At 55.5% G+C, this 26,077-nt stretch carries 30 protein-coding genes; 15 read left to right on the top strand and 15 right to left on the bottom strand.

Going from position 1 to position 26,077, the window contains the following annotated elements; translation table 11 throughout:
* Positions 1-9 precede the first annotated feature (9 nt).
* Positions 10-744 (top strand): meso-2,3-butanediol dehydrogenase, encoded by a 735-nt coding sequence (gene budC / locus CCE92_RS03895; protein ID WP_088006211.1) that lies wholly within the window; start codon positions 10-12, stop codon positions 742-744.
* Positions 745-801: 57 nt separating this feature from the next.
* Here budC and CCE92_RS03890 read toward each other — a convergent pair whose 3' ends face one another.
* Positions 802-1,455: a general stress protein gene (locus CCE92_RS03890; RefSeq protein WP_088006210.1), complete on the bottom strand. Its 654-nt coding sequence runs from the start codon at positions 1,453-1,455 to the stop codon at positions 802-804.
* 101 nt (positions 1,456-1,556) lie between these two features.
* Positions 1,557-2,957, bottom strand: coding sequence for a Na+/H+ antiporter NhaC (nhaC, locus tag CCE92_RS03885; RefSeq protein ID WP_088006209.1), 1,401 nt, complete (start codon positions 2,955-2,957; stop codon positions 1,557-1,559).
* 260 nt (positions 2,958-3,217) lie between these two features.
* Here nhaC and CCE92_RS03880 point away from each other — a divergent pair, with 260 nt between their 5' ends.
* The 3 genes from CCE92_RS03880 (at position 3,218) to CCE92_RS03870 (ending at position 4,852) form a co-directional block, all read left to right on the top strand.
* The gene (locus CCE92_RS03880; protein WP_088006208.1) at positions 3,218-4,213 is read left to right on the top strand and encodes a helix-turn-helix domain-containing protein; all 996 of its coding nucleotides are present in this window, start codon (positions 3,218-3,220) and stop codon (positions 4,211-4,213) included.
* A 112-nt stretch (positions 4,214-4,325) separates the two neighbouring features.
* Positions 4,326-4,637 (top strand): hypothetical protein, encoded by a 312-nt coding sequence (locus tag CCE92_RS15925; RefSeq protein WP_088006207.1) that lies wholly within the window; start codon positions 4,326-4,328, stop codon positions 4,635-4,637.
* 14 nt (positions 4,638-4,651) lie between these two features.
* A complete protein-coding gene (locus CCE92_RS03870) occupies positions 4,652-4,852 on the top strand; it encodes a hypothetical protein (protein WP_088006206.1) in 201 nt (66 codons plus the stop codon).
* Positions 4,853-4,932: 80 nt separating this feature from the next.
* On the opposite strand, the gene CCE92_RS03865 is transcribed toward CCE92_RS03870, so the two are convergent.
* From CCE92_RS03865 to CCE92_RS03830, 8 genes are all read right to left on the bottom strand, one after another.
* Positions 4,933-5,217, bottom strand: a complete 285-nt coding sequence (locus CCE92_RS03865) for a hypothetical protein (protein WP_088006205.1) — start codon at positions 5,215-5,217, stop codon at positions 4,933-4,935.
* 41 nt (positions 5,218-5,258) lie between these two features.
* The gene (locus tag CCE92_RS03860; RefSeq protein WP_162287806.1) at positions 5,259-5,864 is read right to left on the bottom strand and encodes a glycosyltransferase; all 606 of its coding nucleotides are present in this window, start codon (positions 5,862-5,864) and stop codon (positions 5,259-5,261) included.
* Between the two features lie 64 nt (positions 5,865-5,928).
* Entirely contained in the window at positions 5,929-6,156 is a 228-nt protein-coding gene (locus CCE92_RS03855) for a hypothetical protein (protein WP_088006203.1), read from the bottom strand.
* Positions 6,157-6,208: 52 nt separating this feature from the next.
* Positions 6,209-6,676, bottom strand: coding sequence for a hypothetical protein (locus CCE92_RS03850; protein ID WP_088006202.1), 468 nt, complete (start codon positions 6,674-6,676; stop codon positions 6,209-6,211).
* A 310-nt stretch (positions 6,677-6,986) separates the two neighbouring features.
* Entirely contained in the window at positions 6,987-7,286 is a 300-nt protein-coding gene (locus tag CCE92_RS03845) for a winged helix DNA-binding protein (RefSeq protein ID WP_088006201.1), read from the bottom strand.
* Between the two features lie 197 nt (positions 7,287-7,483).
* Positions 7,484-9,136 carry an acyl-CoA dehydrogenase family protein gene (locus tag CCE92_RS03840; protein WP_088006227.1) on the bottom strand — a complete coding sequence of 551 codons (1,653 nt, stop codon included), beginning with the start codon at positions 9,134-9,136 and terminating at the stop codon, positions 7,484-7,486.
* A gap of 139 nt (positions 9,137-9,275) precedes the next feature.
* Entirely contained in the window at positions 9,276-9,536 is a 261-nt protein-coding gene (locus tag CCE92_RS03835; RefSeq protein ID WP_088006200.1) for a DnaJ domain-containing protein, read from the bottom strand.
* 214 nt (positions 9,537-9,750) lie between these two features.
* On the bottom strand, positions 9,751-11,523 hold the full coding sequence (locus CCE92_RS03830) for a methyl-accepting chemotaxis protein (RefSeq protein WP_088006199.1): 1,773 nt from the start codon (positions 11,521-11,523) through the stop codon (positions 9,751-9,753).
* Between the two features lie 162 nt (positions 11,524-11,685).
* Between CCE92_RS03830 and CCE92_RS03825 the strand changes: the two genes are divergently transcribed.
* The gene (locus CCE92_RS03825) at positions 11,686-11,898 is read left to right on the top strand and encodes a hypothetical protein (protein ID WP_088006198.1); all 213 of its coding nucleotides are present in this window, start codon (positions 11,686-11,688) and stop codon (positions 11,896-11,898) included.
* Positions 11,899-11,983: 85 nt separating this feature from the next.
* Here CCE92_RS03825 and CCE92_RS03820 read toward each other — a convergent pair whose 3' ends face one another.
* Both CCE92_RS03820 and CCE92_RS03815 read right to left on the bottom strand, forming a co-directional pair.
* A complete protein-coding gene (locus CCE92_RS03820) occupies positions 11,984-13,141 on the bottom strand; it encodes an aminotransferase class I/II-fold pyridoxal phosphate-dependent enzyme (protein WP_088006197.1) in 1,158 nt (385 codons plus the stop codon).
* A gap of 126 nt (positions 13,142-13,267) precedes the next feature.
* On the bottom strand, positions 13,268-13,906 hold the full coding sequence (locus CCE92_RS03815; RefSeq protein ID WP_162287805.1) for a LytTR family DNA-binding domain-containing protein: 639 nt from the start codon (positions 13,904-13,906) through the stop codon (positions 13,268-13,270).
* Positions 13,907-14,065: 159 nt separating this feature from the next.
* On the opposite strand from CCE92_RS03815, the gene aceA reads away from it, so the two are divergent.
* The 3 genes from aceA to yhfH are packed head-to-tail and all read left to right on the top strand — an operon-like array spanning position 14,066 to position 17,129.
* The gene (aceA, locus tag CCE92_RS03810) at positions 14,066-15,358 is read left to right on the top strand and encodes an isocitrate lyase (RefSeq protein ID WP_088006195.1); all 1,293 of its coding nucleotides are present in this window, start codon (positions 14,066-14,068) and stop codon (positions 15,356-15,358) included.
* Positions 15,359-15,372: 14 nt separating this feature from the next.
* Positions 15,373-16,977: a malate synthase A gene (aceB, locus tag CCE92_RS03805; protein WP_088006194.1), complete on the top strand. Its 1,605-nt coding sequence runs from the start codon at positions 15,373-15,375 to the stop codon at positions 16,975-16,977.
* A gap of 23 nt (positions 16,978-17,000) precedes the next feature.
* Complete coding sequence (gene yhfH / locus CCE92_RS03800) at positions 17,001-17,129, top strand: protein YhfH (protein WP_088006226.1); 129 nt, start codon at positions 17,001-17,003, stop codon at positions 17,127-17,129.
* 224 nt (positions 17,130-17,353) lie between these two features.
* Here yhfH and CCE92_RS03795 read toward each other — a convergent pair whose 3' ends face one another.
* On the bottom strand, positions 17,354-17,848 hold the full coding sequence (locus tag CCE92_RS03795) for a cupin domain-containing protein (protein ID WP_088006193.1): 495 nt from the start codon (positions 17,846-17,848) through the stop codon (positions 17,354-17,356).
* 93 nt (positions 17,849-17,941) lie between these two features.
* Here CCE92_RS03795 and CCE92_RS16295 point away from each other — a divergent pair, with 93 nt between their 5' ends.
* The gene (locus CCE92_RS16295) at positions 17,942-18,070 is read left to right on the top strand and encodes a hypothetical protein (RefSeq protein ID WP_277621512.1); all 129 of its coding nucleotides are present in this window, start codon (positions 17,942-17,944) and stop codon (positions 18,068-18,070) included.
* Between the two features lie 81 nt (positions 18,071-18,151).
* On the top strand, positions 18,152-18,811 hold the full coding sequence (locus tag CCE92_RS03785) for an HAD family hydrolase (RefSeq protein ID WP_088006191.1): 660 nt from the start codon (positions 18,152-18,154) through the stop codon (positions 18,809-18,811).
* 42 nt (positions 18,812-18,853) lie between these two features.
* Here the strand turns inward: CCE92_RS03785 and CCE92_RS03780 are convergent, their stop codons facing one another.
* Together CCE92_RS03780 and CCE92_RS03775 are read right to left on the bottom strand one after the other, a co-directional pair.
* Positions 18,854-19,618 carry a 3-hydroxybutyrate dehydrogenase gene (locus tag CCE92_RS03780; protein WP_088006190.1) on the bottom strand — a complete coding sequence of 255 codons (765 nt, stop codon included), beginning with the start codon at positions 19,616-19,618 and terminating at the stop codon, positions 18,854-18,856.
* Between the two features lie 73 nt (positions 19,619-19,691).
* Positions 19,692-21,188: a class I adenylate-forming enzyme family protein gene (locus CCE92_RS03775; protein WP_088006189.1), complete on the bottom strand. Its 1,497-nt coding sequence runs from the start codon at positions 21,186-21,188 to the stop codon at positions 19,692-19,694.
* Between the two features lie 128 nt (positions 21,189-21,316).
* Between CCE92_RS03775 and CCE92_RS03770 the strand changes: the two genes are divergently transcribed.
* The 5 genes from CCE92_RS03770 to CCE92_RS03750 all read left to right on the top strand — a co-directional run bounded on the left by CCE92_RS03770 (position 21,317) and on the right by CCE92_RS03750 (position 25,874).
* The gene (locus CCE92_RS03770; protein WP_088006188.1) at positions 21,317-22,624 is read left to right on the top strand and encodes an acetamidase/formamidase family protein; all 1,308 of its coding nucleotides are present in this window, start codon (positions 21,317-21,319) and stop codon (positions 22,622-22,624) included.
* Positions 22,625-22,784: 160 nt separating this feature from the next.
* Entirely contained in the window at positions 22,785-23,573 is a 789-nt protein-coding gene (locus CCE92_RS03765; RefSeq protein WP_088006187.1) for a transporter substrate-binding domain-containing protein, read from the top strand.
* 106 nt (positions 23,574-23,679) lie between these two features.
* The gene (locus tag CCE92_RS03760; RefSeq protein ID WP_088006186.1) at positions 23,680-24,459 is read left to right on the top strand and encodes an ABC transporter substrate-binding protein; all 780 of its coding nucleotides are present in this window, start codon (positions 23,680-23,682) and stop codon (positions 24,457-24,459) included.
* Positions 24,460-24,499: 40 nt separating this feature from the next.
* Positions 24,500-25,159 (top strand): amino acid ABC transporter permease, encoded by a 660-nt coding sequence (locus CCE92_RS03755; RefSeq protein WP_088006185.1) that lies wholly within the window; start codon positions 24,500-24,502, stop codon positions 25,157-25,159.
* The gene (locus CCE92_RS03750) at positions 25,152-25,874 is read left to right on the top strand and encodes an amino acid ABC transporter ATP-binding protein (protein WP_088006184.1); all 723 of its coding nucleotides are present in this window, start codon (positions 25,152-25,154) and stop codon (positions 25,872-25,874) included. The genes CCE92_RS03755 and CCE92_RS03750 overlap by 8 nt, the downstream gene beginning before the upstream one ends.
* Positions 25,875-26,077 lie beyond the last annotated feature (203 nt).

Raw genomic sequence — 26,077 nt, 5'->3', positions numbered from 1 at the left:
GCGCATGGAATGAGACTCGAAGGGAAAGTGGCAGTCGTGACAGGCGGGGCAAGCGGAATCGGGGAAGCGACAGTCCGGAAATTCATCCAGGAAGGTGCGAAAGTAGTCATCGCCGACTTCAATGAAGAAGCCGGAAGGAAACTTGCAGATGAACTCGGGGACATGACGGCTTTTGTGAAAGTGGACGTGTCGGACGAAAAGCAGATCGATCAGATGATCGCATCGGTTGTCGATACATTCGGCAGAATCGACATCCTGTTTTCGAATGCGGGCATCGGCTCACTCGCTCCGTCCCATGAAGAATCGCTCGACCAGTGGAAGAACGTGGTGGATATCAATTTGACAGGCGTTTTCCTATGCGCGCAATATGCACTGAAAGAAATGCTCAAGCAGGGCAGCGGCAGCATCATCAGCAACGCTTCGATCCTCGGCCATGTCGGCCAGGCACAGACAGCGGCATACACGGCAGCGAAAGGCGGAGTCGTCAATCTGACACGGGCGCTCGCCGTTGAATACGCGCCGCAGGGAATCCGCGTGAATTCTGTCTGCCCCGGCTACATCAACACGCCTCTCTTGGATCAGCTGGATGAAGAAATGAAAAACCACCTCATTTCCCTTCACCCGGTCGGCCGGCTCGGCGAACCGGAAGAAGTCGCGAATGCGGTCGCATTCCTCGCCTCCGATGAAGCGAGTTTTGTCACCGGTGTCAATTTCCTAGTGGATGGCGGCTATACCGCCCAATAAAAAAACGGGCTGTCCGGCGCACCTGTAAGGCGCGGTTCCGGACAGCCCGTCCGCTTGTCATTTCTCAGGATTTGATCGGGTCTCCGTTTTGCTCATGCCGGCGCGCGGCCGTTCCACAAGCGGTTTTTCCCCGGTCGTGAAGGAATAATGGTGCACATCCTTCAGAAGGATCGGGAACACATTGAACGTACCTGTCGGAATGAATGTCTCCCCTTCATCATACCGTTCTTCCTGCTGGCCGTATTCGTTGTCGACCGAATTGACGAACTGGTTCGTCGACGGGCTGATGTGCGCGTCCGGCGCCGTAGCCGAACGATCTTTGTAATCGCCGTCTTCCGCCACATCGACCGGTCCGCGTCCTTCCCTTCCAATATCATCCCGTTCCTCGACATATAAAAGCACACCGCCGCTGCGGATAGCTTCCCGGGATTTCTCGCGTTCCGCTTCCGTCAGATTCAGCCGGTCGAGCCCTTCGTCCGCCTGTTCACGGCCGCCCAGGAAATTCTTGAACTTATCCGTAAAGGATTCATGCGGGTGGTCCGACTCCACATGGACTCCGAGCGTCCGTTCCCAGGAACGGAATTTATCTTCATCATCCGCGATGATATGGATGTCACGGGCTGCATAGCCTCTTTTTTCAAGTTCCGCGATCCAGTTTTTCGCCTCTTCATCGCTGAAGGCGATTCCAGCGTACCGTTTATCAACGTTCATGCATAAAACCTCCAGTTAGCTTCTTTTCAGACTCTTTACCCGTAAAAAGCGGCCCTGTAAACACAAAAACCCTCTGCCAAAAAGGCAGAGGGCTGCTTCGTTTATTCCGCTTGCGGCTCGTATTCGCCGCTGGTGCCTCTCGGCGCAATCGTAAAGCCGATCAGGCCGTAAATGATGGAAATCAGCGGCACTGTGTAATTAAAGACGGCAAACGCCGCATACTCGAACGCACTGACGCCGAGGGTGCCGAGAATGAACACACCGCACGTGTTCCAGGCGAAGAAAACGGAAGTCAGTGTTCCGCCGTCCTCCAGTGCACGGGAAAGGTTTTTCGAAGCCAGGTTCTTTTCTTTGTACGAACTTGCGTACATCCGCGAAGGGACGACGATGGAGATGTACTGCTCCGCACACATCGCATTCGTCGCTGTCGCCGAGACGACCGTGGACGCCACGAGACTGCCGCCGGTTCTGGCGAGTTTCAGGATTTTTTCCATGATCGCCTTCAGCATCCCGGTGTATTCGAGGATTCCGCCGAACGACATCGCGACGAGGATCAGCGACACCGTGTACATCATGGAATCGAGCCCGCCCCGGTTGAACAAGTCATCCACGAGCACATTCCCCGTTTCGATGACATAGCCGCCCTGGAGCACACCGACGGCTTCCGCGATCGATCCGCCCTGGATGAAAATCTGGGCCAAAGTCCCGAGAAACGCGCCGATCAAGAGTGCCGGAATGGCCGGGACTTTGAATCCGACCATGACGAACACCGCGAGCGGGATGAGCAGCAGCCACGGTGAAATGACAAAACTGTCCTGCAGCACTCCGACAGTCGTTGCGATATCCGCTGTATCCGTTCCGGCTGCCGAGAATCCGCGTCCCAGGAACCAGAACGCAATCAGCGCGATGGCAAATCCGGGAACTGTCGTCCACCACATGTGCTTGATATGTTCGAAGAGGTCCGTGTTCGTCAGGCCGGCCGCCAGATTGGTCGTGTCTGAAAGCGGTGACATTTTATCGCCGAAATATGAACCGGAAATGACGGCTCCGGCAATCATAGCGGCAGGAATGCCCATACTGAGGCCGATCCCCATGCCGGCCACACCGATCGTCCCCATCGTCGACCATGAACTTCCGATGGCAAGCGACACGACGGCGCAAATGACGGCGATCGTCACAAGAAACAGCGAAGGGCTCAGGATTTCAAGCCCATAAAGGATCATCGTCGCCACGACGCCGCCGCCGATCCAAGAACCGATGATGAGTCCAATCAGAATCAGAATGATCACAGCGGGGAGCGCGAGGCGGATGCCTTTGTAGATGGCTTCTTCAATTTCCGGCCATTTCGAACCGTTGCGCCAGGCGACAAGAGCCGCTACGGCGGTACCGAACAGCAGCGGCATGTGCGGCCCCTGTTCCAAATAAACGATGGTGATCAGCATGGCTGCCACCATGGCGATGAGCGGTACGATCGCCCACCAGAAAGAAATCTGTTTTTCCATTTTTGTTCCCCCTCGAAAGGTTAAATGATAACTTTTTAAACATTCTCTACTTTATTCACTGAAAAAGCAAGGTCTCCTCTCAAAAAGTGCATAAATGTTAGTAGATGCTTCAGCCCTAGGAGGACCAGAAGAACTAACGACCCCTTGGACATTCTATACGAAAATAGATTCATTTTATGAATTTTCTCAAAAAATAGGAGTTCTTTTTTTGTAAAAAGTGGTAGTATGAGATTCATAGAATTGAGAGAACAGAATCGGAAATGGAGGCGGAAACCATCGTACTAGGCAGCCGTTTGAATACGTCCGTGACTAAGAAAGACGGACGCTCCGCTCGTTATGAAAAATCGATCATCACCACTTTCCTGCCTGTCGGGTCTGAAAGGAGAAGCCGCATGGATTTAGGCGCACGCATCAAGTATCACCGGAAGAAGCAGAACATGGAACTGGAAGAGCTTGCTGAAGGTCTTCTGTCTCCTGCTGAACTCAAAAAGATTGAGCTGGGCGATATGGCCCCTTCCGCTGATCTGCATAAAGCGCTGTGCGAGAAACTCCGGATTCCGCTTGCGCCGGTGGAAAACCCGATCGGCCAGCAGCTCATCGAACAATTCAAGGAATTGCTGCTGCACCCACAGGATCGAGTGCGGATCCGGGAACTTTACTCAATGATTTCAGAGCATCCGCTTCTGAATATTGATGAGGAAATCGAGATTGATTATAGCATCCAGCTAATTCGCTTTTTTATCGTAACTGGTGACTTAGATAGTGCGGAAGAAAAAATAGAAGACATGGAACAATTAAAAGAATTCATGAACCAAGAGCAATACTTTTTGTTCCATAAATACTGCGGCACTTTCCAATACATGAATCGGAACTTTGAAACGGCACTGAACTTGTACCTCCTTGCCGAAAAAATAGCCCCCGCAAATATTTCGCCGACAGAATGCGGGGATTTATATTACTCGATCGGAATTTCTTCGACTCAAGTTAAAAAGAACGAAGCTGCTGACAAATATACCAGAATGGCTCTGGCTATATATGAAGAAGAATTTCTCCCTAAAAGAGTGGTAGAGTGCCATATAAATTTAGGCATAAGTCAGCAACGCATGAAGAATCTCAGGTCATCAATCGAGCACTTAAAAACAGCACTTAAAATCAGTAAAAAATTGGATTTCGAACATCTTTTATATGTAGCGGAATATAATTGCGGAGTCTTCTATTTTATGCACGGCGAAATCCAATCTGCTATTTTCATATGAAAACTCTTTAGAGTATGTTCCAGAAGAATATTTAGCAGATATTCTTTCAGCATATTCAGTTCTTGTTAAGTCTTATCTGGAATTAGGAGATAAAAATGAGCAGCGTAAATGGGTGAACAAGGGGCTAGAATTAATTGCAGATAAAGAAATTGATTTGGAAGCAATAAACGACGGTAAATTTGTTGAAGCTTACCACGAATTTATTTCTCTTCAATATCTTGTAAACGGAGATCTCTTGAGCTTTGAGCAAAATGTTATAGAAAATTTAATTCCCGCATTAAAGATTGATATTAATTTTTCTGATTTAGGATATTACTATGGTAAACTAGGAAATGTTTACTTAGAATTAGGAAAATATAAGAAATCTGCTATAATGTTAGACAAGGCCCAAAAGGCCACAAGGCAATTTATGATTTTAACCTAAAAGGAGGAGAGAAGATGAAAAAAGCAGGTTCTTTATTACTAATGGCTGGAATTGCAGCCGCGGCGTTGTTGAATGGACCAGTCAGTCCTAAAGAAGTGAATGAACAAGACTTGGCTGTCCAAGTTACTGTTCCACCGCCATTTGTCTCAAGCTATGATGTCGCTGTTCAAGTCACTGTTCCACCACCATTCAGCATCAAAAGCGACCTAGTTTAATCAGCCCTACATAAACCGCCGCCATCCTGCGGCGGTTTAGCTTTGCCTTCACTTTCCGCCAAAAAACCGGTTTCCGCTGTCTACAGAAACCGGTCAATCGGGTCGTGGTAGTAAATATAGGCGAGGATATCTTCCCCCTGTTCAGACTGCCACTCCACCCATTCCTTGTGCTCCTCGTCGAAGTGTTCGAGGCCGAACAGGTAGTTGGACTTCCGGTCCAGCCGTTCGAATTCCTGAATAAAGATTTTGATGACTTTCGCGGCCGTTTCGACGGAATCCACGTCGTATTCCCGGAACTGTTCTTTCTTTCCGTTCACGAATACAGCAAACCAGACTCTGTATTTCCCCGCGTTCTCTTCTGTCATGGAATCCAATCCCTTCCGTCCGCTCTTCAGCTCCTTTAGATCTAATGCAATCCCTTAGCCCGCGATTTCGCGCTTTCTGCAAACAGTTTCCGGACATCCGGATTGCGGATGAACCACTCACAGTAATCGGCGATCATATCCGCTGCGCCAGTCGGCACGACCAGACCGGCGGGGCCGAGCCGATTCCCTTCTTCCCCGTAAAGCAGGTCGATCGTTTCCGGGGTGCCCACCGCAATCCATGGCACCCCTATCTTCATACCTTCCATCATATAATGCGCTGCGGAATCCGAAATGCCGACGAACAGGCACAGATCGAGACGCGCGAAAAATTTGTCTGCTCCTGCCATTCCCACATCGACTGTCTCGTACAGCCGGATTTCCCCTGTATTGAACGCCGGTTGATTTCCCTGTCCCGCCATCCTGGCCAAGACTAGCTTGAACCGGCATTTCCGTTTCCGCAGAAGTTCAGCTGCAGTCAGCAGCGTATGTACTGAATCGGCCGGTTGTTCCGTGCAGAAGGCACCGATACAAAAGATCTTCGCCTTCCCTTCGCTCCCGGTCACTTCCGGGGCGTCCGTATTGAACATACTTTGCGGCGGATTCCCGTTCATGGATAGCCGCCGGTCATCGGCTGCTGCAGATTTCATCGTTACCAGTCCCTTCTGAACATCTCCCGCAGGGCCCTGCAGCTCACCGGTTTTCATTTTTCCCCTACAGCCGGATCGTCTCCAGTTCTTTTACAGCCGCATCGAAAAGTCGCTGCTTCTGCTCGAAGCGGTAGTGACGCCGCCACGTGATGAAAATTTCTTTGACCACACCCAATTTTTTCGCGCCTTCCGAAGCGGTCAGCTGCTCGACCACACAGGTTTCGTACATCACTTGTCTCAGCGGCTTATTGAATTCCCGTTCAACGACTCCCTTGTACTGTGCATAGCGCATGCTTTTCACCTGCCCCTAGTATTTGGAAAGACTCATTGAACCCCCTGATTTTTTATCTCTGTGAATTCTCTTGGTTTTTCGGTTCCCTGGACATATATTCCGTGACAAGTTCCTCTGCAAACTCATACAGCGGCAGCATCCCGGCTTCCGGGTCAAGCCCTTCGCTTTCAGCCCGGCGCTTTTTGTAATACGCGACGTTTCTGCTGATTTCTTCGGCAAGTCCGCGGAGAGAGGTTTCATCCGCATACTTTGGAGGGCTATTCAGCACTTCGGCGCCGGCATCCGCAGCAAATTCTTCACCTCGTACATCCAGCTCGGTGACGGCCCGATCGAATGCCAGCTGCTTCGGTTCCAGGCGGTAGTGATGACGCCAGTAGATAAACATCTCTTTCGGTACGCCCAGACGCTTCGCACCTTCCGAAGCGCTCAGCCGTTCTTCCTTGCACAATGAACGCATCAGCGAGCCGAGCGGTTTACCGAATTCCCGTTCCACCACTTTTTTATACTGGCCGTATCTCATCTTCACCCTCCTCGCCGTTGAAAAGCTGGACCGTGACAATGAAACTAAAAAGTACTAAATTTTTAGAATAGTTTATCATAGGTTCTAACTTTTTGAAAGCCACAAATCTGCAAAATGAAGGACCTAATGTCTACAGAATTTACCTTTTTACACCTTTCCTTAATCCAAAAGAGTGTCATGACAGTATTGCTTCTAGTAATAAAGGAAAAAAGGTCTATTGACCGCCCCCCTCTTTTTTCTTAATAAATGAATCCTAGGAACTAAAAAAAGAGCCCGGAAGCTTTTGCTTCCGGGCTCTTTCGTTATCTGTTTATTTTTTCCAAAGGCCGATAATTCCATTCCGCCGATAAATCAGCTCGTTACTTTCCAGTATTTTCAATATTTTTGTAAGCGTCTGGTGGGGCATATCCAATTCCCTGGTCAATTCTTGGATCGTCCGGAATAAAACCCCCTCTTCTGTCGCATGATACTGAAAATATTCCAGAAAGCGGTCCCCTTTTTCAGCAAGTGCCGGCGATGCGGAGCGGAGGCTGTTTTGGCACTCCTGGATGCTTCGTTGCTGAGGGTAGTGAACTTTTTCCGTATTACGGTAATTAATGGAAGATGACATCCGATAACCTCCTAAACTGCTGAGTAAAATCCATCTCTATAAGATTATACCCATAATCCGACAAATTACTCAATGAATTTTTAAATTTTTAGATAGTTCTTTTTAAGCAATTCTCCCCCAGCAATTTTAATCGGTCAGCCGGGACCACCGGCTGCCCGATTTTATGCCTACTCCTATTCCGGAACGGCGACATCCGGTCAACGGATGATCCGGTCGAAGGTTTCGGCGGCTTTCATGCTGTTTTCCTGCCCGAATGCTTCTTCCATGTAAAGTTCCGCCATGAGCGCATAGCGGCCGCCGAAACGCTCGGCCCATTCCGAAGCGACCACGCTTTCATAGCATTTCGCCATGTCTTCCATCAGCTTTTTCGCTTCCACCGTCTGCCGGTCATGGCCGTAGTCCGCAAACCGTTCCAGCTTTTCACAGAGTTTTGCGATTTCCCGCCGGGCGGCTGCCGGCAAGCCGGCCTGCCGCTGTTCAAGGTGATCGATGAACAGAAGGTGGCCGCTGAATTTATTGACAAGACGAATCAGTTCGAGCGCAAGGATGTTCGCGGTGCCTTCCCAGACGGTCAGGACTTGGGCGTCACGAAGCAGCCGGGGCGTCACGAAGTCTTCGATGTAGCCGTTCCCGCCATGGAGTTCGATCGCTTCGTGGGCGAAACGGACCGCCTGTTCCGCGGTCTCTTTTTTCATGACGGCGATGAGGAGGCGGCACAGGATGCTTTCCGCTTCCGTCGTCTGCCCGGCAGTCACCCGGTCATACAATCCGATCAGGTCGAACAGCGCGGCGGTTTCCATCTCCTGTTTAACGGTGAGTTTCACGAGCGTATCCCGGACTGCCGGGTAGTCGGTCAGGTAGCTGCCGAACGCCTGCCTCCGGGATGTGTAATCGAGCGCTTCGGTGAATGCCCGCCGCATGATGCCGACCGAAGCCGCGGCATTGGAGATCCGCGACAGGTTGAGGGCTTCCATCATGTATTTGAGGCCGTTTTTCGGATCGCCGACGATGAATGCTTCCGCCCCGTCGAATTCCACTTCGCCTGACGGGACCGCGCGCACGCCGAGTTTGTCCTTCAGCCGCCGGATACGGATGCCGTTCAGCGAACCGTCTTCTGTGCGCCAGGGCACCGCGAAGAGGGTCAGCCCTTTTGAACCGGCCGGCGCGCCTTCCATGCGGGCAAGCACCATCGCGACGCCCGCCATCCCCGCGTTCGAGGCGAAGTACTTTTCGCCATAGAGCCGCCACGTGCCGTTTTCTTCAGCCGCTTTCAGCGAATTCGCTCCGACGTCCGACCCTCCCTGCCGCTCCGTCAGGAAGGTCGCCCCTTCGAACAGTTCCGTCTCCCCGGTCGAGCAGACGTGCGGAAGGAATTTCCGCTTCAGTTCATCATCCGCAAAGTGATCCAGCAGATAGGCGGTGGCCATCGTCAGTGTGACGGGGCAGTAAAAACCGGGTTCCGACTGGGAGAGCACGTAGCCTTGGGCGAAGCTGTACGTGTAATTGCCGGTCCTGCCGAGCTCGGGGATCTCTTTATGGACGTAAGCGGCGATACCCGTCCGGTACGTTTCATCGACCGTCCGGCGGTACCCTTCGTTTACCCATACTTCGGAAACCTCTTCGCCGTACTTGTCATACCTGATCAGCTGCGGCGCCCCGTTCCGGTCCGTATGGCGCGCCCGCTCATCGAGTTCGCCCGCGCACTTCGCCCCGAATTCCGTAAGCTGCCGGTCTGCGTAGCCGAAAAACGGGCCGTCCAGCGAGTGTTGCAGGATGCGGCGGAGCGTCTCATCCGTCGTGTAGAAGTTCGGCCGCCCCCCATGTGCTGCCTCACGCGACAGTACAGTCATGTCATCATCCCCCTCTTCTTTTTTTCGGAATGTCCCTGTTTTCCATTTTATCACTGTCACTAGCGGATGCAGCTTATTTTCTGAAAACTTTTTTTGGCAATAAAAAACGGCTCCCTTTACGAAAAAGGGAAGCCGCTGATCATGCCCGCTGCCGGAGGAGGCTGAGCTGAAGCTCACGCTGCCGGCTCATCCGGCGGTTCGTATTGCGTTCGAATTCTTCATCATACCGTTCCCGGGACAGCGGCTGGTGGAGGATCGAAAATGCCTCCTCCAGGAGCGCCTGCTGGGCGTCCCCTTCGGCGTACAGTCTTTTTTTCTGTTCATAGGCGGTTCTGATTTCCTTGCGGGAAGCCAGCTGGGATACACCCAGTACGTAGTAGTAGTTCGTGAATTTCTTCATCTTCCCTGTCTCCCCTCTCCGTGTCGCTCTTATCATTCATTATAATCACTTCACTTGATTTTGTACAGGCTTTTTGACCTATTACTAATTTTTAATTGGAGGGCTGAAAGATACAGGAATGTTTCGCTATTTAGGTGCAGGAAAAGGACGGGCTACGCAAAAAACGCGGGAAAAGGAGTCGGTTTCCTTTTTCCGCGTGCGGCTGAAGTTAAGCTTATATTTTGAACCGGCCGATCAGGTCATTGAGCGCGCCTGCAGAACGGGACAGTTCTGTCGAGCTGCCGGCGACTTGTTCCATCGATGAGCTGATCTGCTGGGACGAAGCCGCCGTCTCTTCGATGCCCGCTGCCGCCTCCTGGGAAATGGCGGCGATCTCTTCGATGTTCGTGCTCATCTTCCGGCTGTCTTCGGACACGTCTGTGATCTTCGCAGTGATATCCTCGATCCGGACGACCATGCCCGCAAGATTTTCACTGATGACTGTGAAGGTCTCGCCGGTCGATTTGATCTGTTCCGTGCCTTTTTCGACTTCATGATAGCCGCCTTGCAGCGACTTGGCGACTTCGGCGGATTCCTTCTGAATGCCGGATACGATCCCCGTGATATCCGTCACGGAATTGGCGACCTGCTCGGCGAGCTTGCGCACTTCGTCCGCCACCACCGCAAATCCCTTGCCGTGCTCACCGGCGCGGGCCGCTTCGATGGCCGCGTTGAGCGCGAGCAAATTCGTCTGGCCGGCGATTTCTTTGATGACCGACACCAGTTCGCCGATCCGTTTCGACTGTTCGTCGAGGCCGCTGACTTTTCCGACCGCTTCCTGCACGATCCGGTCGATCGCCGCCATCTGCCGGACGGAGGCCTCCATGAGCCGGCTGCCCTGTTCCGTCAGTCCGGCCACTTCGTTCGCCGACTCCCAAACGGTCTCGCCGGTTTTATTGACTTCAGCCATTTTCTGCGAGAACTGTTCCATGGACTGGGACAGGTCGACCGTGTGGTGGGTCTGCGATTCCGTCCCGGATGCCAGTTCCTGCATCGTGGCGGCCATCTGGTACGATCCTTCTTTCACTTCTGTCGCCGCATGCGTCAGCTCATCGCTCTGCACAGAGACGTTTTTGGACACGCCGGTGATCTGGCTGACGAGGTCCCGCATGCTGCTGTTCATGATGTTCACCGCGTGGATGAGCTGGCCGGTTTCATCTTTCGACCGGACTTCGAGCTGGCCGGTGCTCAAATCGCCTTCCGCGACGGCGGTCATGCGTTCGGTCACCCGTTTCAGCGGGCTGGCGATCAGGCGGGCTGTGTAGAGCGCGACCGCGATACCGGCCGCAAAGACGGCTGCAAGCAGGATGAGGGTGATGAGTTTGCTTCTGTCCCCCTGCTTCATAGCTGCCGCGCCTTCAGCTTTGATGCTCGCTTCACGTCCGTCGGCAAGGGCCGTGAATCCTTCGATCACTTTCTCGGACACCGGCGCCAGCATGACGTCCAGGTTGTAGCGGGCGTCTTCCGTATTGCCGGCATCGTATTCGTCGAACACGTCGGTCTTCAGCGACTGCCGCCAGCTGATGCTTTCCGCGATGAGTTTGGCGGCTTCTTCCGAAGTGGAATGCTCCAGCAAGTAGTCCTGCAGCGGCTGACTTTCTTCCGTCAGCGCCTTGAAGTCCTCTTTGTACGTCAGCTTCCCGAGCAGGATGTACCCTCGTGCCGCGGAGAGCTGCTGCGCCATGATGAATGCCAGTTTTTCGTCTACAAGCAGGAATTCCAGCTCTTGTTCCGCGATTTTCTCTGTCGTGCGGTTCATATTGGATACGGACTGGTAATTGACAGCCCCCATGATGAGGACGAGCGCGATCACTGCAGAAAAGCCGAGCAGGATCTTCGCTTGAATGCTGCTGAATGACAACCGGCGGCCGGTTGCCGATTGGATCGGTTTCGGTTTTTTCCATTTCTTCCATTTGCCGGATTTGCTGACGGCCTTTTCTTTATCCATCCCCTGTACCTCCAGTTCGCTGATTGCCTGTGCGGATTCCTGTTACGATGGATATATCGGCCTGACCGGCGTAAATTTCACTCTCTTCCGCCAATTTTTCGTGTTTGTCCTGAAACAGCGGCGGGAAAATAAGGAATACCGAATCAAACAGGAGGGATTTCAATGGCTGCATATCATTCCGATCAGAATAAGAGCAATCAGGAAAAAGCGGAAGAACTCCTGAAGAAAAAGCGCCGGGAAGAAGATGAACAAGCTGCCGGCAACGACTTGAAGCAGGAGCAGCAATCTCTGGAAGACCAGGAACGGCTGCCCGATCAGCAAAACCGGATGAAGCCCACCGTCGCCAACCGGAAGCAGGCCGGCGAAGACCTTTAAGCGCGACAGGATCTGCCGCGGACAGCAAAAGGCTGCCTCGGACTGCCAGTGTTCACTGACAGTCCGGGCAGCCTTTTTGTGGTGTTCAGGAAATCGAGCGGATGAACGCTTCCAGCCGGTCCATCCCTTCTTTGAGCACCGGCATGCTGTATGCGTAGGAGATACGGAGGAAACCTTCCCCATATTCCGTGAAGGCGGATCCCGGCACAGCCCCTACGCCCCCTTCCTTCAGCAGCCGTTCCGCGAATTCCGCCGAAGACAGACCGAACTTCCTGATCGAAGGGAAGATATAAAAGGCCCCGGTCGGCCGCACGACGTCCAGCCCCATTCCGGACAGCCGGCTGTACACGAAATCCCGGCGTTCAATGTAGGCTTGATTCATTTCGGCAGGGACATGTCGCTGCCCGTTCAGCGCTTCGATGGCCGCATACTGGCTCGGAAGCGAAGCGCAGGCGGCGTTGTACTGGTGGACTTTCAGGACGTGCTGCATGACGGAGGCCGGCCCGGCGATGAAGCCGAGGCGCCAGCCGGTCATCGAGTGCGACTTCGACAGGCCGTGCACGATGAACGTCCGGTCCCGGAGCGCCTGGAAATGGGCGAATGAACGATGGATGCCGTCGAAGCGGTTCTCACTGTATACTTCGTCCGAGACGATGAACACCTCGTGCCGCGACAGGACGTCAGCCAGCTGGCCGAGACGGGCATCGCCCAGAGTGACGCCGGTCGGATTGGTCGGGAAGTTCATCAGGACCGCTTTCGTTTTCGGCGTGATGAGCGCCTCCAGCCGGTCGGGGTCCGGCTGGAATCCCGTATCCGATGTATCCAGGAACACCGCTTCCGCCCCCGACAGCCGGATCAGCGGCGCGTATCCGGGATAGGCCGGCGCCGGGATGATCACTTCATCCCCTTCTTCCAAGATGGTGCGGAAGATGGAATCGAGCCCTTCACTCGATCCGTTCGTCGCGATGATTTCACTGGCCGCATCGTATGCAAGCCCGTGCACTTCACTGAAGAACGACCGGATGGCCAGCCGCAGATCCATCAGCCCCGCGTTGTGAGAATAGCCGGTTTTATCGTCCGAGATGGCCCGCATCCCCGCTTCCTTCACGGCTTCGGGCGTCGGAAAGTCGGGCTGTCCGACCGTCAGCCCGACCGCATCCGGGTAATCGGCCAACAGATTGAAAAACTGCCGGATGCCGGAAATTTTGATCTCCTCTGTCCAGCTGTTGATTGAAATTCCCATGGACTCGCACCTTTCTCTCTTCTGCTGAATCCTCACATTATCGCATAAAAACGGGTGCCTGGCACCAAAATTCACGATTGTGTGAGCAATTGTGAAAAATGGTGCCAGGCACCGTAAAGTAGCGTCTCAAAAACCGAGCCGGTCCCGGATGTCCGCTGTGAAGTTCTGGCTGATGGGCAAGAGCGAGCCGTCGGCCATCTTCAGCAGCAGACCTGATGAGATGTCGCGGGTGATTTCCTTGATCCGACCGGTATTCACGATATACGACCGGTGGCAGGTGAGGAAGGATTCGGGCAGCCGCGCGCGCAGTTCCTTCAATGTAAAGGAAGTGCTGAACCGCCCTTCTTCCGTGCAGAACCATGTCTTTTTCTGCTGGCTTTCGATGTAGAGGATATCGTTCACCGGAACCGGATGCCAGCGATCGTCCGATTTGCCGGTGAGTACGGTCACCGGCCGTTCTTTTTTGACTATGTAAGCGGAAGGCAGCAGTACGATGATCGCCCCGCCCGGAATCGGATAGCCGACGCCGCAGCAGTCCGTCTCCCCCAAAAACCGCATCCCCCGCCGTTCGATCCGTTCGCCCGTTTCCGCCACCTGCCAGGCGAGGCTTCCCGGTTCGACCGGCTGTCCGGGGCGGATGGACACGCCGGGCACGCCCGGACGGAAGTAGATGTACTTCCCGTTTCGGGCCACCGCGACCGCCGCTTCGTCCGGTACCCAATCCAGCCAAAACCCTTCGAATTTCAACACGTCCGTCCATTCCACGATCACAAAACCCCTTTCATCCGCTTATTTCGCCTTTCGTCCCCCAAAATCGGTGTTCTGTCGGAATCTTGTTTCAAACAGAAAATTCTGTACTATATTAGAAACACGATAACATACTGTTATAAAACAGTAAATCTTTTTCCGAAAGGTGTGGGATGTTTGGTGAATAAACAACTGCAAATCGATGAACTGGAAAAGACGTGGACGGAAGACGCCCGATGGCAAGGCATCGAGCGGCCGTATTCAGCGGAAGATGTCGTGAAGCTCCGCGGTTCTGTGATGATCGAGCACACGCTCGCGAAAAGAGGTGCCGAGCGGCTGTACCGGTCGCTGCAGGAAGAGGATTTCGTCAATGCCCTCGGCGCCCTGACCGGCAACCAGGCGATCCAGCAAGTGAAGGCGGGGCTGAAAGCCATTTACTTGAGCGGCTGGCAAGTGGCGGCGGATGCGAATGTCGCCGGCCAGATGTACCCCGATCAGTCGCTGTACCCCGTCAATTCGGTGCCGCACGTCGTCAAGCGCATCAATCAGGCGCTGGAGCGGGCGGATCAGATCGATCAGACGGAGAACCGCGAAGATGGCTTCGACTGGTTCGCGCCGATCGTAGCGGATGCGGAAGCCGGTTTCGGCGGCCCGCTGAATGTTTTCGAATTAATGAAAGCGATGATCGAGGCGGGCGCGGCGGGCGTCCATTTTGAAGACCAGCTCGCGTCCGAGAAGAAATGCGGTCATTTGGGCGGCAAAGTGCTGCTGCCGACGCAGAATGCGGTCCGGAACCTCGTTTCCGCCCGGCTGGCGGCGGATGTGCTCGGCGTACCGACGATCCTGATCGCCCGCACCGACGCCGACGCCGCGGATTTGATCACAAGCGACATCGACCCGGCGGACCATGGTTTTATTACCGGAGAACGCTCATCGGAAGGGTTCTACCGGACGGTTCCCGGCATCGACCAGGCGATTGCGAGAGGCCTCGCCTACGCACCGTACGCCGATCTCGTCTGGTGCGAGACCTCCCACCCGGATCTGGAAGAAGCGAAGCGGTTCGCGGATGCCATCCACGCCCGCTTCCCGGGCAAACTGCTCGCCTACAACTGCTCGCCTTCCTTCAACTGGCAGGCGAAGCTCGATCAGGAAACGATCGAGAAATTCCAAGTGGAACTCGGACGGATGGGCTATAAGTTCCAGTTCGTCACACTCGCCGGTTTCCATGCGCTGAACCACAGCATGTTCGAGCTGGCACACAGCTACCGCGACCGCGGCATGGCCGCCTACTCGGAGCTGCAGCAGGCGGAATTTGCGAGCGAATCGAAAGGGTACACGGCGACGCGCCACCAGCGGGAAGTCGGGACCGGTTACTTCGACGAAGTCGCCCAGGTCATTTCTGGCGGCACATCATCGACTACAGCCATGCGGGGTTCGACAGAGACGGCACAGTTCGTGCCGGTAACGTGAGAGGGGGGATGCACATGACTGTCAATCAGACTTCTGTTGAACGCATTACGGTCACAGGCGGGCCGGTGACGGGAAGCGACAGGATCCTGACCCCCGAAGCGCTGGAGTTCCTGTATGAGCTGCATGTGCGGTTCAACCGCCGGCGGGAAGAACTGCTGCACAAGCGGGACCGGCGGCAGAAGGAAATCGATGCGGGTGACCTGCCTGATTTTCTGCCCGAAACCGCACATATCCGGGAAGCGGAATGGACGATCGCGCCGCTCCCCCATGACATGCAGGACCGGCGTGTGGAAATCACAGGACCCGTCAGCCGGAAGATGATCATCAACGCGCTGAATTCCGGCGCCAGCATGTTCATGGCGGATTTGGAAGATGCCACTTCCCCTACATGGCAAAACATCATCGAAGGACAAGTGAATCTGCACGATGCCGTCCGGCGGACAATCACCTTCACGGACCCGAAGACCGGTAAGGCGTATGAGGTGAATAACGAAACGGCCGTGCTGATGGTGCGGCCGCGGGGCTGGCATCTTCCCGAAAAACATATCCGCATCGAAGGACGGCCGGCTTGTGCCAGCCTTGTGGATTTCGGCCTTTATTTTTTCCATAACGCACAGGAGCTGATCGACCGCGGGACCGGCCCTTACTTTTATTTGCCGAAGCTTGAAAGCCATCTGGAAGCCCGGCTCTGGAACGAAGTGTTCGGCTTTGCCCAGAAAGCGCTCGGCATTCCTGAAGGCACCATCCGGGCGACCGTGCTGATCGAGACTGTGCTGGCAGCCTTCGAAATGGACGAGATCCTGTATGAGCTCCGGGATCACTCCGCCGGCCTCAACTGCGGGCGGTGGGATTACATCTTCAGCATGCTCAAGCGGCTGCGCAGCCAGCCGAAGGTGCTTTTTCCCGACCGGGCGCAAGTGACGATGACCGTGCCGTTCATGCGGGCGTATACGCAGCTGGCTATCAAGACGTGCCACAGGCGCGGTGCCCCGGCCATCGGCGGGATGGCTGCACAGATTCCTGTGAAAGGGGATCCCGAAGCGAATGCGGCGGCGTCCGAAAAAGTGCGCGCGGATAAGCGGCGGGAAGTGAACGACGGCCACGATGGCACATGGGTCGCTCATCCGGCGCTCGTCCCGATCGCAAAAGCGGAATTCGATAAAGGGATGCCGGAGCCGAACCAGATCGGCCGGAAGCGGGAGGATGTCCAGGTGACGGCGGACGACTTGCTGGCGGTGCCGCGCGGCATGATCACCGAAGCCGGCCTGCGGGAGAACATTTCAGTCGGCGTGCAGTATTTGGCTGCCTGGCTGGACGGCCGCGGCGCTGTCCCGATCCGCAACCTGATGGAGGACGCCGCCACGGCGGAAATTTCCCGCGCCCAAGTTTGGCAGTGGATCCGCCATCCGCAAGGGTGCCTGCAGGACGGCCGGAAAGTGACCGTGCGCCTGTTCAAGGAAATGCTGGCCCAGGAACTGGAAGCCATCCGGGAATCCGCCGGCGGGGAAGCTTTCGCTGAAGGGAATTATGAAGCCGGCGCTGAGCTGTTCTCGTCCCTCGTACTCGAACGCGATTTCATCGAATTTCTGACGCTGCCCGGCTATGACAGATTATCCTAAAAAATCGGAGGCGATTCATTATGATGGAAACACTCGAATTTTACCGGAATTTGCCGAAAAAGGTGTGCATCGAATGCGGACAGGAAATCGAGGAACAGCATGAGTCGTACTTGTACGAATGCGAGCGCTGTATCGGCCACGGCGATGAATAAAAAATAAGGAGGCGGCCTTTTTCGAGGGCCGCCTCCTTGTGTGTTTGTTTCCGGCATTGTGCTTCATTCGCAGACGGGCCGGCACGCGGCGCATGCAGGTACTTGTACAAAGGGGCCGGATACTTGCGAAACCGGGCGGAATACTTGTGAAACCCAAGTGGATACTTGCAATACACCCCTGCCCCTGATTTATTCGCTGCACGGATGGCCGCCCGGTTCCATGGCTACATCCACGTGTTAAACAGCGGGCCATCTTCCCCGCGGACCGGATCCTGCGCCGGCAGCGGCACACTGGCGATCTGTTCGAGCGCGTAGGGCCGTTCCTCGGGTTCACCCAATTTTTTATTCGGGCTCAGCCCATCGGGATAGGCGCCGACCACCTGGAAGTCTTCGCTCGCGCTCAGTCTTTTATGGCCGGTTCCTGCCGGCAGCACAGCGACGTCCCCTGTCCGTACGGTGAACGTCTTCCCTCCCTCTCCGCCGAGCTGGAGTTCCGCCGTTCCGGATTTCACTCCGAGCACTTCATGCGTGTTGCTGTGGTAATGGTGATAGTCGAAGACCCCGTCTGTCCAGCTGTTCGTCCAGCCGTTTTCGTTGAAGGCGCGTTCGATCCGGTCAGGATCGGTCCGGAACGCCCCTTCATACAGCAGGACGGGCAGATGCGGATTGTTGGGGATCCGGCCGTCATCATCAAACCGGAAAGTCTGGAGTTGTTCCATGCATTTTCCCTCCTTTTCACAACCATTCCCGTTTCCGCGGCCGGTTTAACGCCGGAAGCCGCCGGGAATCAAAGAAATAAGGAGGGATTTTTGATGGCCGACAAAAAGGACTTCTTTGATAATGAAAAAGAGCAGGAACAGGAAAATCAGTCGATCAAGGACCAGGCACGGAAACCGGATCAGCAGAACAATATGAAACCGCAGGAAAATCAGCGGAAATAACAGCAGAGCGGCTGTCCGGAAGTCGGGTTACGGCTTCCCGGACAGCCGCTTTTTGGTATGATAGGGGAAAGGAGTGATTGCATGCGCGCGGCCATATTCGATTTTGACGGGACGCTGTACGCAGGCGAGACGTTCGACCTGCTGATGAGCCATCTCAAACACCACCCGACGCACAAAAACCGCTATAAAGCATTCTACCGGGCCATCATGCCCCCTTACCTCGGATACAAACTGAAAATCGTCCCGGAACCCGTCATGCGGGAGCGTTCCATGAAGGCGTATCTCTCGGCCTTCCATGAACTCCCGGAGCTGGAGTTGACCGGTTATTTCCAAGAAGTCGCGGAAAAAATGAAGGACGGGTTCAACCCGGAAGTCATCCACCGGATGCGGCAGCACGCCGATCAGGGAGACTTCGTCATGCTCGTTTCCGGTGCCTTCACGCCCCTTCTGGAGGCGGCGACAGAAGAATTGCCGGTCGATCAAGTGATCGGGACGCACGTCGCCTATCCGAACGGCGCGCTCGATAAGCGGTCGCCTGTCCGGCATATCCAGTCCGAACGGAAAATCGAGGAAATCAACGCGGTGCTCGGCGACCGGCAAATCGACTGGCGTGAAAGTTTTGCGTACAGCGACAGCGTTTCCGACCTGCCGATCCTCGAACTTGCGGGCCACGCCGTGGCGGTCCGGCCGGATGACCGGCTGCGGGCGATCGCCGCTGAACGCGGATGGGAAGTTCTCTGACAAAACGGATGGCCATCGATTCATTCGGCAGCCATCCGTTTTTTATTGCACTGTATAGCCGCCGTCCAGGACCACAGCCTGACCGGTCATGCCTTTTGCGGCATCGCTTGCCAGGAATAAGGCAAGGTCCGTGATTTCCTGCACATCCAGCAGCCGTTTTTGAGGGATCAGCGGGTACAGCACCTCTTCCAGCACCTTTTCCACTGGAATGTTGCGGGTTTTCGCCAAGTCATCGAACTGGCCGCGGACGAGCGGCGTGTCGACATAGCCCGGACAAATCGAATTCACGGTGATTCCGTCCGCCGCCGTTTCGAGCGCCGCCACTTTCGTGAGACCGATCACGCCGTGCTTGGCGGAATTATAGGCGGCCTTTCCGGCAAAACCGATCAGTCCGTTTATGGAAGCCATGTTGAGGATGCGGCCGGACTGCTGCTTTTTCATGTGCGGCAGTGCATATTTCATCGCAATGAACGGAGCTGTCTGCATGATCTTCACGAGCAGCTCGAACTTCTCCACCGGAAAATCCTCGATATACGAGACATACTGCATGCCCGCATTGTTGATCAGGACATCGATGCGGCCGAATTCCTTCACGGTGTAATCGATGGCGCCCCGGATGTCTTTTTCTTTCGTCACATCGCAAACGATGCCGCGTACATGGTGGCCGCATGCCGCAGCGGCGCGCTCCGCCGCTTCCTGATCCAAATCCGACAGCACTACGTTCGCACCCGCATCCGCGAACGATTTCGCAATATCGAATCCGATGCCGCGGGCAGCTCCTGTTATGAACAACACTTTCCCTTTCACAGCATCTCCTCCTGTCACTTCTCAGGGAGTGCCTGGCACCAATTATCTGACAATTGGTGCCAGGCACTATTTTTCACGCCCGGACTTCGCCGCGCAGTGCGGTTTTGAGCACTTTTCCGCTGGCGTTCCGCGGCAGGGTGCCGATGAATTCGACTTCCGCCGGCAGTTTGTAGTTGGCGATTTTGCCCCGGCAGTAATCGAGCACTTCTTCTTCCGCAAGGCTCTGCCCTTCTTTCAGGACGACGAACGCTTTCGGCACTTCACCGAGCACTTCGTGCGGCACGCCGACGACCGCCGCTTCGAGCACTTCCGGCATTTCGTACAGCACTTCCTCGACTTCGAGCGGGTAAATGTTCTCGCCGCCGCGGATGATCATATCTTTCTTGCGGTCGACGATGTACAGGAAACCTTCCTCATCGAACTTGCCGAGATCCCCAGAAAACAGCCAGCCGTCGCGGATCGTCTGGTGCGTCGCTTCCTCGTTCTTCAGGTAGCCCTTCATCACTTGCGGGCCTTTGACGATGATTTCACCGACTTCGCCCACCGGCAGCGCGTTCCCTTCCTCGTCCGCCACCCGTACACCTGTATAGAGGAGCGGTTTGCCGACCGAGCCGATTTTCTCAAGTGCCGACTCATCCGTCAGGCTTGTCGCGGCCGGCGCGTTTTCCGTCTGGCCGTACAGGTTCTGCACTTTGACGTCCGGGAACAGCGTCTTCACCCGCTTCACGAGTTCATACGGCATCGGCGAGGCGCCGTAGGTGAATAAACGAAGCGACGACAGATCGGTTTTTTCCAGCTGCGGCGTGTTGAGCAGCACGCTGTACATCGCCGGCACGCCGAAGAAGATCGTCACTTTCTCCTGTTCCATCACGCTCAAATTATGCTCCGGCGAAAACCCTTCCTCGATCACGACCGTCCCGCCTTTATGGATGAGCGGGATGCTGAAGACGTGGCTGGCCGCGCAATGGAATAACGGCGCGACGATGAGCACCCGGTCATCCGCTGTCATTTCCATCGATGCCGACCAGATTTCCGCAGCCGCTTCGACGTTTTTATTCGACAGCATGACACCTTTCGGTTTGCCGGTCGTCCCCGATGTGTAAAAAATGACGGACGTATCGTCCGCTTCCCGTCCGACAGGCAGCGCTTCATCGCCGGACTCCATGAGCTGATCGAGCCCTTCCCCACGCACGGCTTCATCCTCCAGCGCCGTCAGATCCGGCCGGATCCCATCGAGCATTTCCCGGTACGAACGGTCATAAATAAGGCCGCGCGCTTCCGAATGGGTGAGGATGTAGCGGATTTCGTTCGGCGCGAGCTTCGTGTTGACCGGCAGCACGGTGAATCCGCCGATCTGACATGCATAGTAGCAAACCAAAAAATCGTCGCAGTTCGGCAGCAGAAGCGCGACGATATCATCCGTCTTATACCCCTTGTCCTGGAAGTGACGGGCGAGCGATGACGCTTTCCGGTGCAGTTCACCGTAACTCGTCACCTTCCCGTTGAACACCGTGATCGGCTGATCCGGCTGCTGGCTCGCGAACTGTTCCAGTTTCTCTGCAATAAACACTCTTCCATTCCCCCTCGCAAAAAAAATGATTACTCATTCATTATACACAAAAAAGGATTGAATTTTACGAATTTTACATTAAATGATGCTATACTTTATTCGACTACATTTTGAAGGAGGATCTTCGGATGAAGACTGCACAAGAGACGCTGCTCGTGAACCGGTACGTGAACGGTGTGCTGGATCCCGGGCTTGACATGCTGGGGCCGGTGAAAGACGGCGGCCACATCATCGCCCATACGGCGCCGGGCTGCTGGGGGCCGATGATCACGCCATGCATCCGGGGCGGCCATGAAGTGACGCAGCCGGTCTACGTGGAAGGCGCCGAGCCGGGGGATGCCATCGCCATCCGGATCAAGACGGTCGAAGTGACGTCCCGCGCCACTTCGTCGGGCAACGATCAGCCGGTGGAAGGACGCTTCCTCGGCGATCCGTTCATCGCCGTCAAGTGTCCGGGCTGCGGCACGATGTACCCGGATACGGTTATTAAAGGCACGGGCGATGACTCCATCCGCTGCGCGAACTGCGGGGAAAACGTCACTCCGTTCGTGTTCACGAACGGCTACACCATGTTCTTCGGCGAAAACGGCGACGTCGGTGTGACGCTGTCGAAGGAAGCCGCGGAGACCATCGCCCGGGATGGCAAAGCGTATATGAAGACACCGGAACATTCGGTGCAGAATCCGATCGTCACGTTCGCGCCGCATGACCTCGTCGGCACCATCGCCCGCATGCGGCCGTTCCTCGGCCAGCTCGGCACGACGCCTTCCCGTCCGACGCCGGATTCCCACAATGCCGGGGATTTCGGTTCGTTCCTTGTCGGCGCGCCGCATGAATATGCGAGCACGCAGGAAGAACTCGACGAGCACCGCACCGACGGGCATCTCGACATCAGCCGCGTCCGGGCGGGCGCGACGCTGATCTGCCCCGTGAAAGTGCCGGGCGGCGGCGTGTATCTCGGCGACATGCACGCCATGCAGGGCGACGGCGAAATCGCCGGCCATACGACCGATGTATCCGGCATCACCCATCTTCAGGTGCATGTGCTGAAAGGCGTGAAACTGGACGGCCCGATCCTGCTGCCGCATCCGGACGATCTGCCGTATACCGCCAAACCGTTCACCGCCCAGGAAAAAGCGGCGGCCGCAAAAGTGGCGGCGCAGTGGAATGTGCAGACGCTCGAAGAATCCCTCCCCGTTTCGTTCATCGGGACGGGCCCGACGCTGAACGACGCCACGGACAACGGACTGCAGCGGGCGGCCGATCTGTTCGGCGTTCCGGTCCCTGAAATCCTGAACCGCGCCACCATCACCGGCTCGATCGAGATCGGCCGGCATCCGGGCGTCATCACCGTGACATTCCTGGCGCCGGAGCACTATTTGAAAAACGCCGGGCTGTACGAACTGGCGGACAACCAGTACCGCCAGCGGGAATAAAGGAAGGGATGCAGGCAGCCGGTCCTCCGGCTGCCTGCATAACTTATACATAGCTATTCGGATTTTATTTCAAAAAAACACAAAACCCCTTCACAAGGGACGACCAATCTGCTAAACTTCACTTTATCGAATTTTTATTCAATAAAGGGAGGATTTATACATGATAAAAAACAAATGGATGGCTGCCGGCCTGACATCTTTCGCGCTGACGCTCGGCGCGTGCGGCGCAGAGGAAGCTGCGGTCACGGAGGACGGCGCAGCTGAAGAAACGGAAACGGAAGTGCTCGAAATGGCGACATCAGCTGATTTTCCGCCGTTCGAATCCCGAAATGCCGAAGGTGAGTTCGTCGGTTTCGATATCGATCTGGCCAACTACATCGCCGATGAACTCGGTTATGAACTGGAAATCACGGACATGAAATTCGACGGGCTCATCGGCGCCCTGCAAAGCGAACGTGTCGACATGGTCCTCTCCGGCATGAGCGCGACGGACGAACGGAAACAGAACGTCGACTTCTCCACGCCGTACCACCATTCCGGTGAAATGTTCCTGACCCAGCCCGGCTCTGACATCGATTCCCTCGAAGACTTGGAAGGCAAGACGGTCGGCGTTCAGCTCGGCACCATTCAGGAAGACGGCGCGCGCAAATTGCTCGAAGAACAGGATTTGAACTTCGAAATCAAAGCGCTCGATAATGCCGGCATTCTGATCCAGGAACTGCTGACCGGCCGCGTCGATGTGGCTTATATGGATAAATCCGTTGCGGAAGGCTACATCGAAGAGCAGGGGCTCGAAGGATTCGATGACCCGACGACAAGTTCACCGGGCATGGCGGTCGCCTTCCCGAAAGGCAGCGATCTCGTCGATGACGTGAACGAAGTGCTGGCGGAAGCCGAAGAGAGCGGCTATCTTGCTGAACTGGAAGAAAAGTGGCTGGCAGAGGAATAAAACCGGACAGCTGACGGGCAGAGTCGCCGGACTTTGCCCGGCTTATTTTTTTAAGGCATCGCCGGGTTTATTCGGCTAAAAACAACACAGATGGGAGATTTGCATCATGGTGAAAAACAACTGGCTGCTCGCAGGGGCGGCAGCACTGACACTGGCGCTCGGCGCATGCGGAGAAGAGGCGGCGGACACCGGTGCCGCAGCTGCAGAAGAAGAAACGGAAGTCCTCGAAATGGCGACATCGGCGGATTACCCGCCTTACGAATCGCGCAATGCGGAAGGTGAATTCGTCGGCTTCGACATCGAACTCGCGCAGTATATCGCGGACGAACTCGGCCGCGAGCTTGAAATCACGGATATGAAGTTCGACGGACTGGTCGGCGCGCTGCAGGCGGGCCGTGTCGATATGGTGCTCGCCGGCATGAACGCGACGGATGAGCGCAAAGAGAACGTCGATTTTTCGACGGTCTACCACAATTCCGGGGAGACGTTCCTGACGCTTCCGGACGCCGGCATTGATTCCATCGGGGATCTGGAAGGCAAGACGGTCGCCGTGCAGCTCGGCACGATGCAGGAAACGACGATCGAAGGGCTCGTGGAAGAAAAAGGCATGGACATCGACATCAAATCGATCGATGACGCCGGCCTCATGATCCAGGAGCTGCTGGCCGGACGTGTGGACGCCGCTTACCTGGATACGACGGCCGCGGTCGGGTTCATCGAGGAACAGGGCCTTGCCGGCTTTGAAGATCCGACGGTCGAGTCACCGGGTGTCGCCATCGCTTTCCCGAAAGGCAGTGAACTCACCGAAGAAGTGAATGCCATCCTGGCGGAAGCGGAAGAAAGCGGCTACCTGCAGGAACTGAGAGATGAATGGTTCACCGAATGATGTGCCCGTCAAATCCACTGCAAAAGGTGTGTGTATCTGAATGAATCTTGATTTTTCGCAGCTTGGACCGTTTCTTCCGTTCATTTTTGCCGGAATATGGGCGACATTGCGGTTCGTTATTGTGGCTCTCATTTTCGGCTCGGTGCTCGGCGTCCTGCTCGCTCTGTGCAAGATCGGCAGCAGCCGGTTTCTCCGCTGGTTCGCCGACGCTTATACGTCGGTGTTCCGCGGCACGCCGCTCCTGCTGCAGCTGATGATCATTTATTTCGCCGTACCGCAGCTGACCGGTTATGACATCAGCGCATTCCTGTCGGCCGTTCTCGCGTTCGGGCTGAACTCGGCCGCCTACATTTCGGAAATCATCCGCGCGGGGATCAATGCGGTCGACCGCGGGCAGGTGGAAGCCGCGCAGGCGCTCGGCGTCCCGTACCGCGCCATGATGAAAGACATCATCCTGCCGCAGGCGTTCAAGAACATCCTCCCTGCCCTGATGAACGAATTCATCACGCTGACGAAGGAATCGGCGCTCGTATCCGTCATCGGATACTTGGACCTGATGCGCCGCGCGCAAGTCGTCGGCGCGGAACTGTACCGCAATTTCGAGCCGCTCCTGCTGGTCGGCGCCATCTACTGGGTCATGGTGATGGGGCTGACCATCCTCGGCAGACAAGTGGAACGGAGGCTGAGAGCAAGTGATTAAAACGGAAAATCTTTTCAAACAGTTCGGCAAGAATGTCGTCCTGAAAGACATCAATACGGAAATAAACGCAGGTGAGGTGATCGCCGTCGTCGGCCCTTCCGGCTCCGGAAAGTCGACGTTCCTGCGCTGCCTCAATATGCTCGAAGTCCCGACTTCCGGCAAAGTGATCTTCCGGGATCAGGAACTGACCGACCCGAAAACGAACATCCAGAAAGTGCGCGCGCACATCGGCATGGTGTTCCAGCATTTCCATCTGTTCCCGCACATGACGGTGCTCGACAACTTGACTTACGCTCCGCAGACCGTGAGCGGTGTGTCGAAAGCCGAGGCGCAGGAACGGGCCCGGACCTTGCTGGCGCGTGTCGGACTGGCGGAAAAAGCGGATGCTTACCCGTCCAGCCTGTCTGGCGGGCAGAAGCAGCGTGTCGCCATCGCGCGTGCGCTCGCGATGGAGCCGGATCTCATGCTGTTCGATGAGCCGACGTCGGCGCTCGACCCGGAAATGGTCAAGGAAGTGCTTGATGTCATGAAAGACTTGGCGAAGTCCGGCATGACGATGTTCGTCGTGACGCACGAAATGGGCTTCGCCCGTGAAGTCGCGGACCGCGTGCTGTTCCTGGATCACGGTGTGCTGATCGAAGAAGGCACGCCGACCGAATTTTTCGATCATCCGAAAACGGATCGTGCGCGGGATTTCCTGGAAAAAGTGCTGTAAATGCGTGTGTAAGAAAGCCCGCGTCCGGCGGATTGCCGGACGCGGGCTTCTTTTTTATGGGTGCCGTTTTGCTGGGTGCGGGTTAGTGGCGGCGCGTTAGGGGCGGATTGTGGGCGTCGTGCCGGAGGCGGATTTGATTCGGTGCGCTGAACGCGCATAAATCCCGCTGAACGCGCATAAATTCCGCCGAACGCGCATAAATC

This window comes from Indiicoccus explosivorum (genome assembly GCF_002167005.1).
Lineage (GTDB): Bacteria > Bacillota > Bacilli > Bacillales_A > Planococcaceae > Indiicoccus > Indiicoccus explosivorum.
The sequence above is the reverse complement of the archived record's forward strand: the minus strand, read 5'-3'. Positions and strand labels throughout refer to the sequence as shown.

Bases quoted from the DNA above. Each gene is read 5' to 3' on its own strand.
- budC (WP_088006211.1), top strand. From the start codon at position 10: ATGAGACTCGAAGGGAAAGTGGCAGTCGTGACAGGCGGGGCAAGCGGA.
- CCE92_RS03890 (WP_088006210.1), bottom strand. From the start codon at position 1,455: ATGAACGTTGATAAACGGTACGCTGGAATCGCCTTCAGCGATGAAGAG.
- nhaC (WP_088006209.1), bottom strand. From the start codon at position 2,957: ATGGAAAAACAGATTTCTTTCTGGTGGGCGATCGTACCGCTCATCGCC.
- CCE92_RS03880 (WP_088006208.1), top strand. From the start codon at position 3,218: ATGGAGGCGGAAACCATCGTACTAGGCAGCCGTTTGAATACGTCCGTG.
- CCE92_RS03870 (WP_088006206.1), top strand. From the start codon at position 4,652: ATGAAAAAAGCAGGTTCTTTATTACTAATGGCTGGAATTGCAGCCGCG.
- CCE92_RS03865 (WP_088006205.1), bottom strand. From the start codon at position 5,217: ATGACAGAAGAGAACGCGGGGAAATACAGAGTCTGGTTTGCTGTATTC.
- CCE92_RS03860 (WP_162287806.1), bottom strand. From the start codon at position 5,864: ATGAAATCTGCAGCAGCCGATGACCGGCGGCTATCCATGAACGGGAAT.
- CCE92_RS03855 (WP_088006203.1), bottom strand. From the start codon at position 6,156: ATGCGCTATGCACAGTACAAGGGAGTCGTTGAACGGGAATTCAATAAG.
- CCE92_RS03850 (WP_088006202.1), bottom strand. From the start codon at position 6,676: ATGAGATACGGCCAGTATAAAAAAGTGGTGGAACGGGAATTCGGTAAA.
- CCE92_RS03845 (WP_088006201.1), bottom strand. From the start codon at position 7,286: ATGTCATCTTCCATTAATTACCGTAATACGGAAAAAGTTCACTACCCT.
- CCE92_RS03840 (WP_088006227.1), bottom strand. From the start codon at position 9,136: ATGACTGTACTGTCGCGTGAGGCAGCACATGGGGGGCGGCCGAACTTC.
- CCE92_RS03835 (WP_088006200.1), bottom strand. From the start codon at position 9,536: ATGAAGAAATTCACGAACTACTACTACGTACTGGGTGTATCCCAGCTG.
- CCE92_RS03830 (WP_088006199.1), bottom strand. From the start codon at position 11,523: ATGGATAAAGAAAAGGCCGTCAGCAAATCCGGCAAATGGAAGAAATGG.
- CCE92_RS03825 (WP_088006198.1), top strand. From the start codon at position 11,686: ATGGCTGCATATCATTCCGATCAGAATAAGAGCAATCAGGAAAAAGCG.
- CCE92_RS03820 (WP_088006197.1), bottom strand. From the start codon at position 13,141: ATGGGAATTTCAATCAACAGCTGGACAGAGGAGATCAAAATTTCCGGC.
- aceB (WP_088006194.1), top strand. From the start codon at position 15,373: ATGACTGTCAATCAGACTTCTGTTGAACGCATTACGGTCACAGGCGGG.
- yhfH (WP_088006226.1), top strand. From the start codon at position 17,001: ATGGAAACACTCGAATTTTACCGGAATTTGCCGAAAAAGGTGTGCATC.
- CCE92_RS03795 (WP_088006193.1), bottom strand. From the start codon at position 17,848: ATGGAACAACTCCAGACTTTCCGGTTTGATGATGACGGCCGGATCCCC.
- CCE92_RS16295 (WP_277621512.1), top strand. From the start codon at position 17,942: ATGGCCGACAAAAAGGACTTCTTTGATAATGAAAAAGAGCAGGAACAG.
- CCE92_RS03785 (WP_088006191.1), top strand. From the start codon at position 18,152: ATGCGCGCGGCCATATTCGATTTTGACGGGACGCTGTACGCAGGCGAG.
- CCE92_RS03770 (WP_088006188.1), top strand. From the start codon at position 21,317: ATGAAGACTGCACAAGAGACGCTGCTCGTGAACCGGTACGTGAACGGT.
- CCE92_RS03765 (WP_088006187.1), top strand. From the start codon at position 22,785: ATGATAAAAAACAAATGGATGGCTGCCGGCCTGACATCTTTCGCGCTG.
- CCE92_RS03760 (WP_088006186.1), top strand. From the start codon at position 23,680: ATGGTGAAAAACAACTGGCTGCTCGCAGGGGCGGCAGCACTGACACTG.
- CCE92_RS03755 (WP_088006185.1), top strand. From the start codon at position 24,500: ATGAATCTTGATTTTTCGCAGCTTGGACCGTTTCTTCCGTTCATTTTT.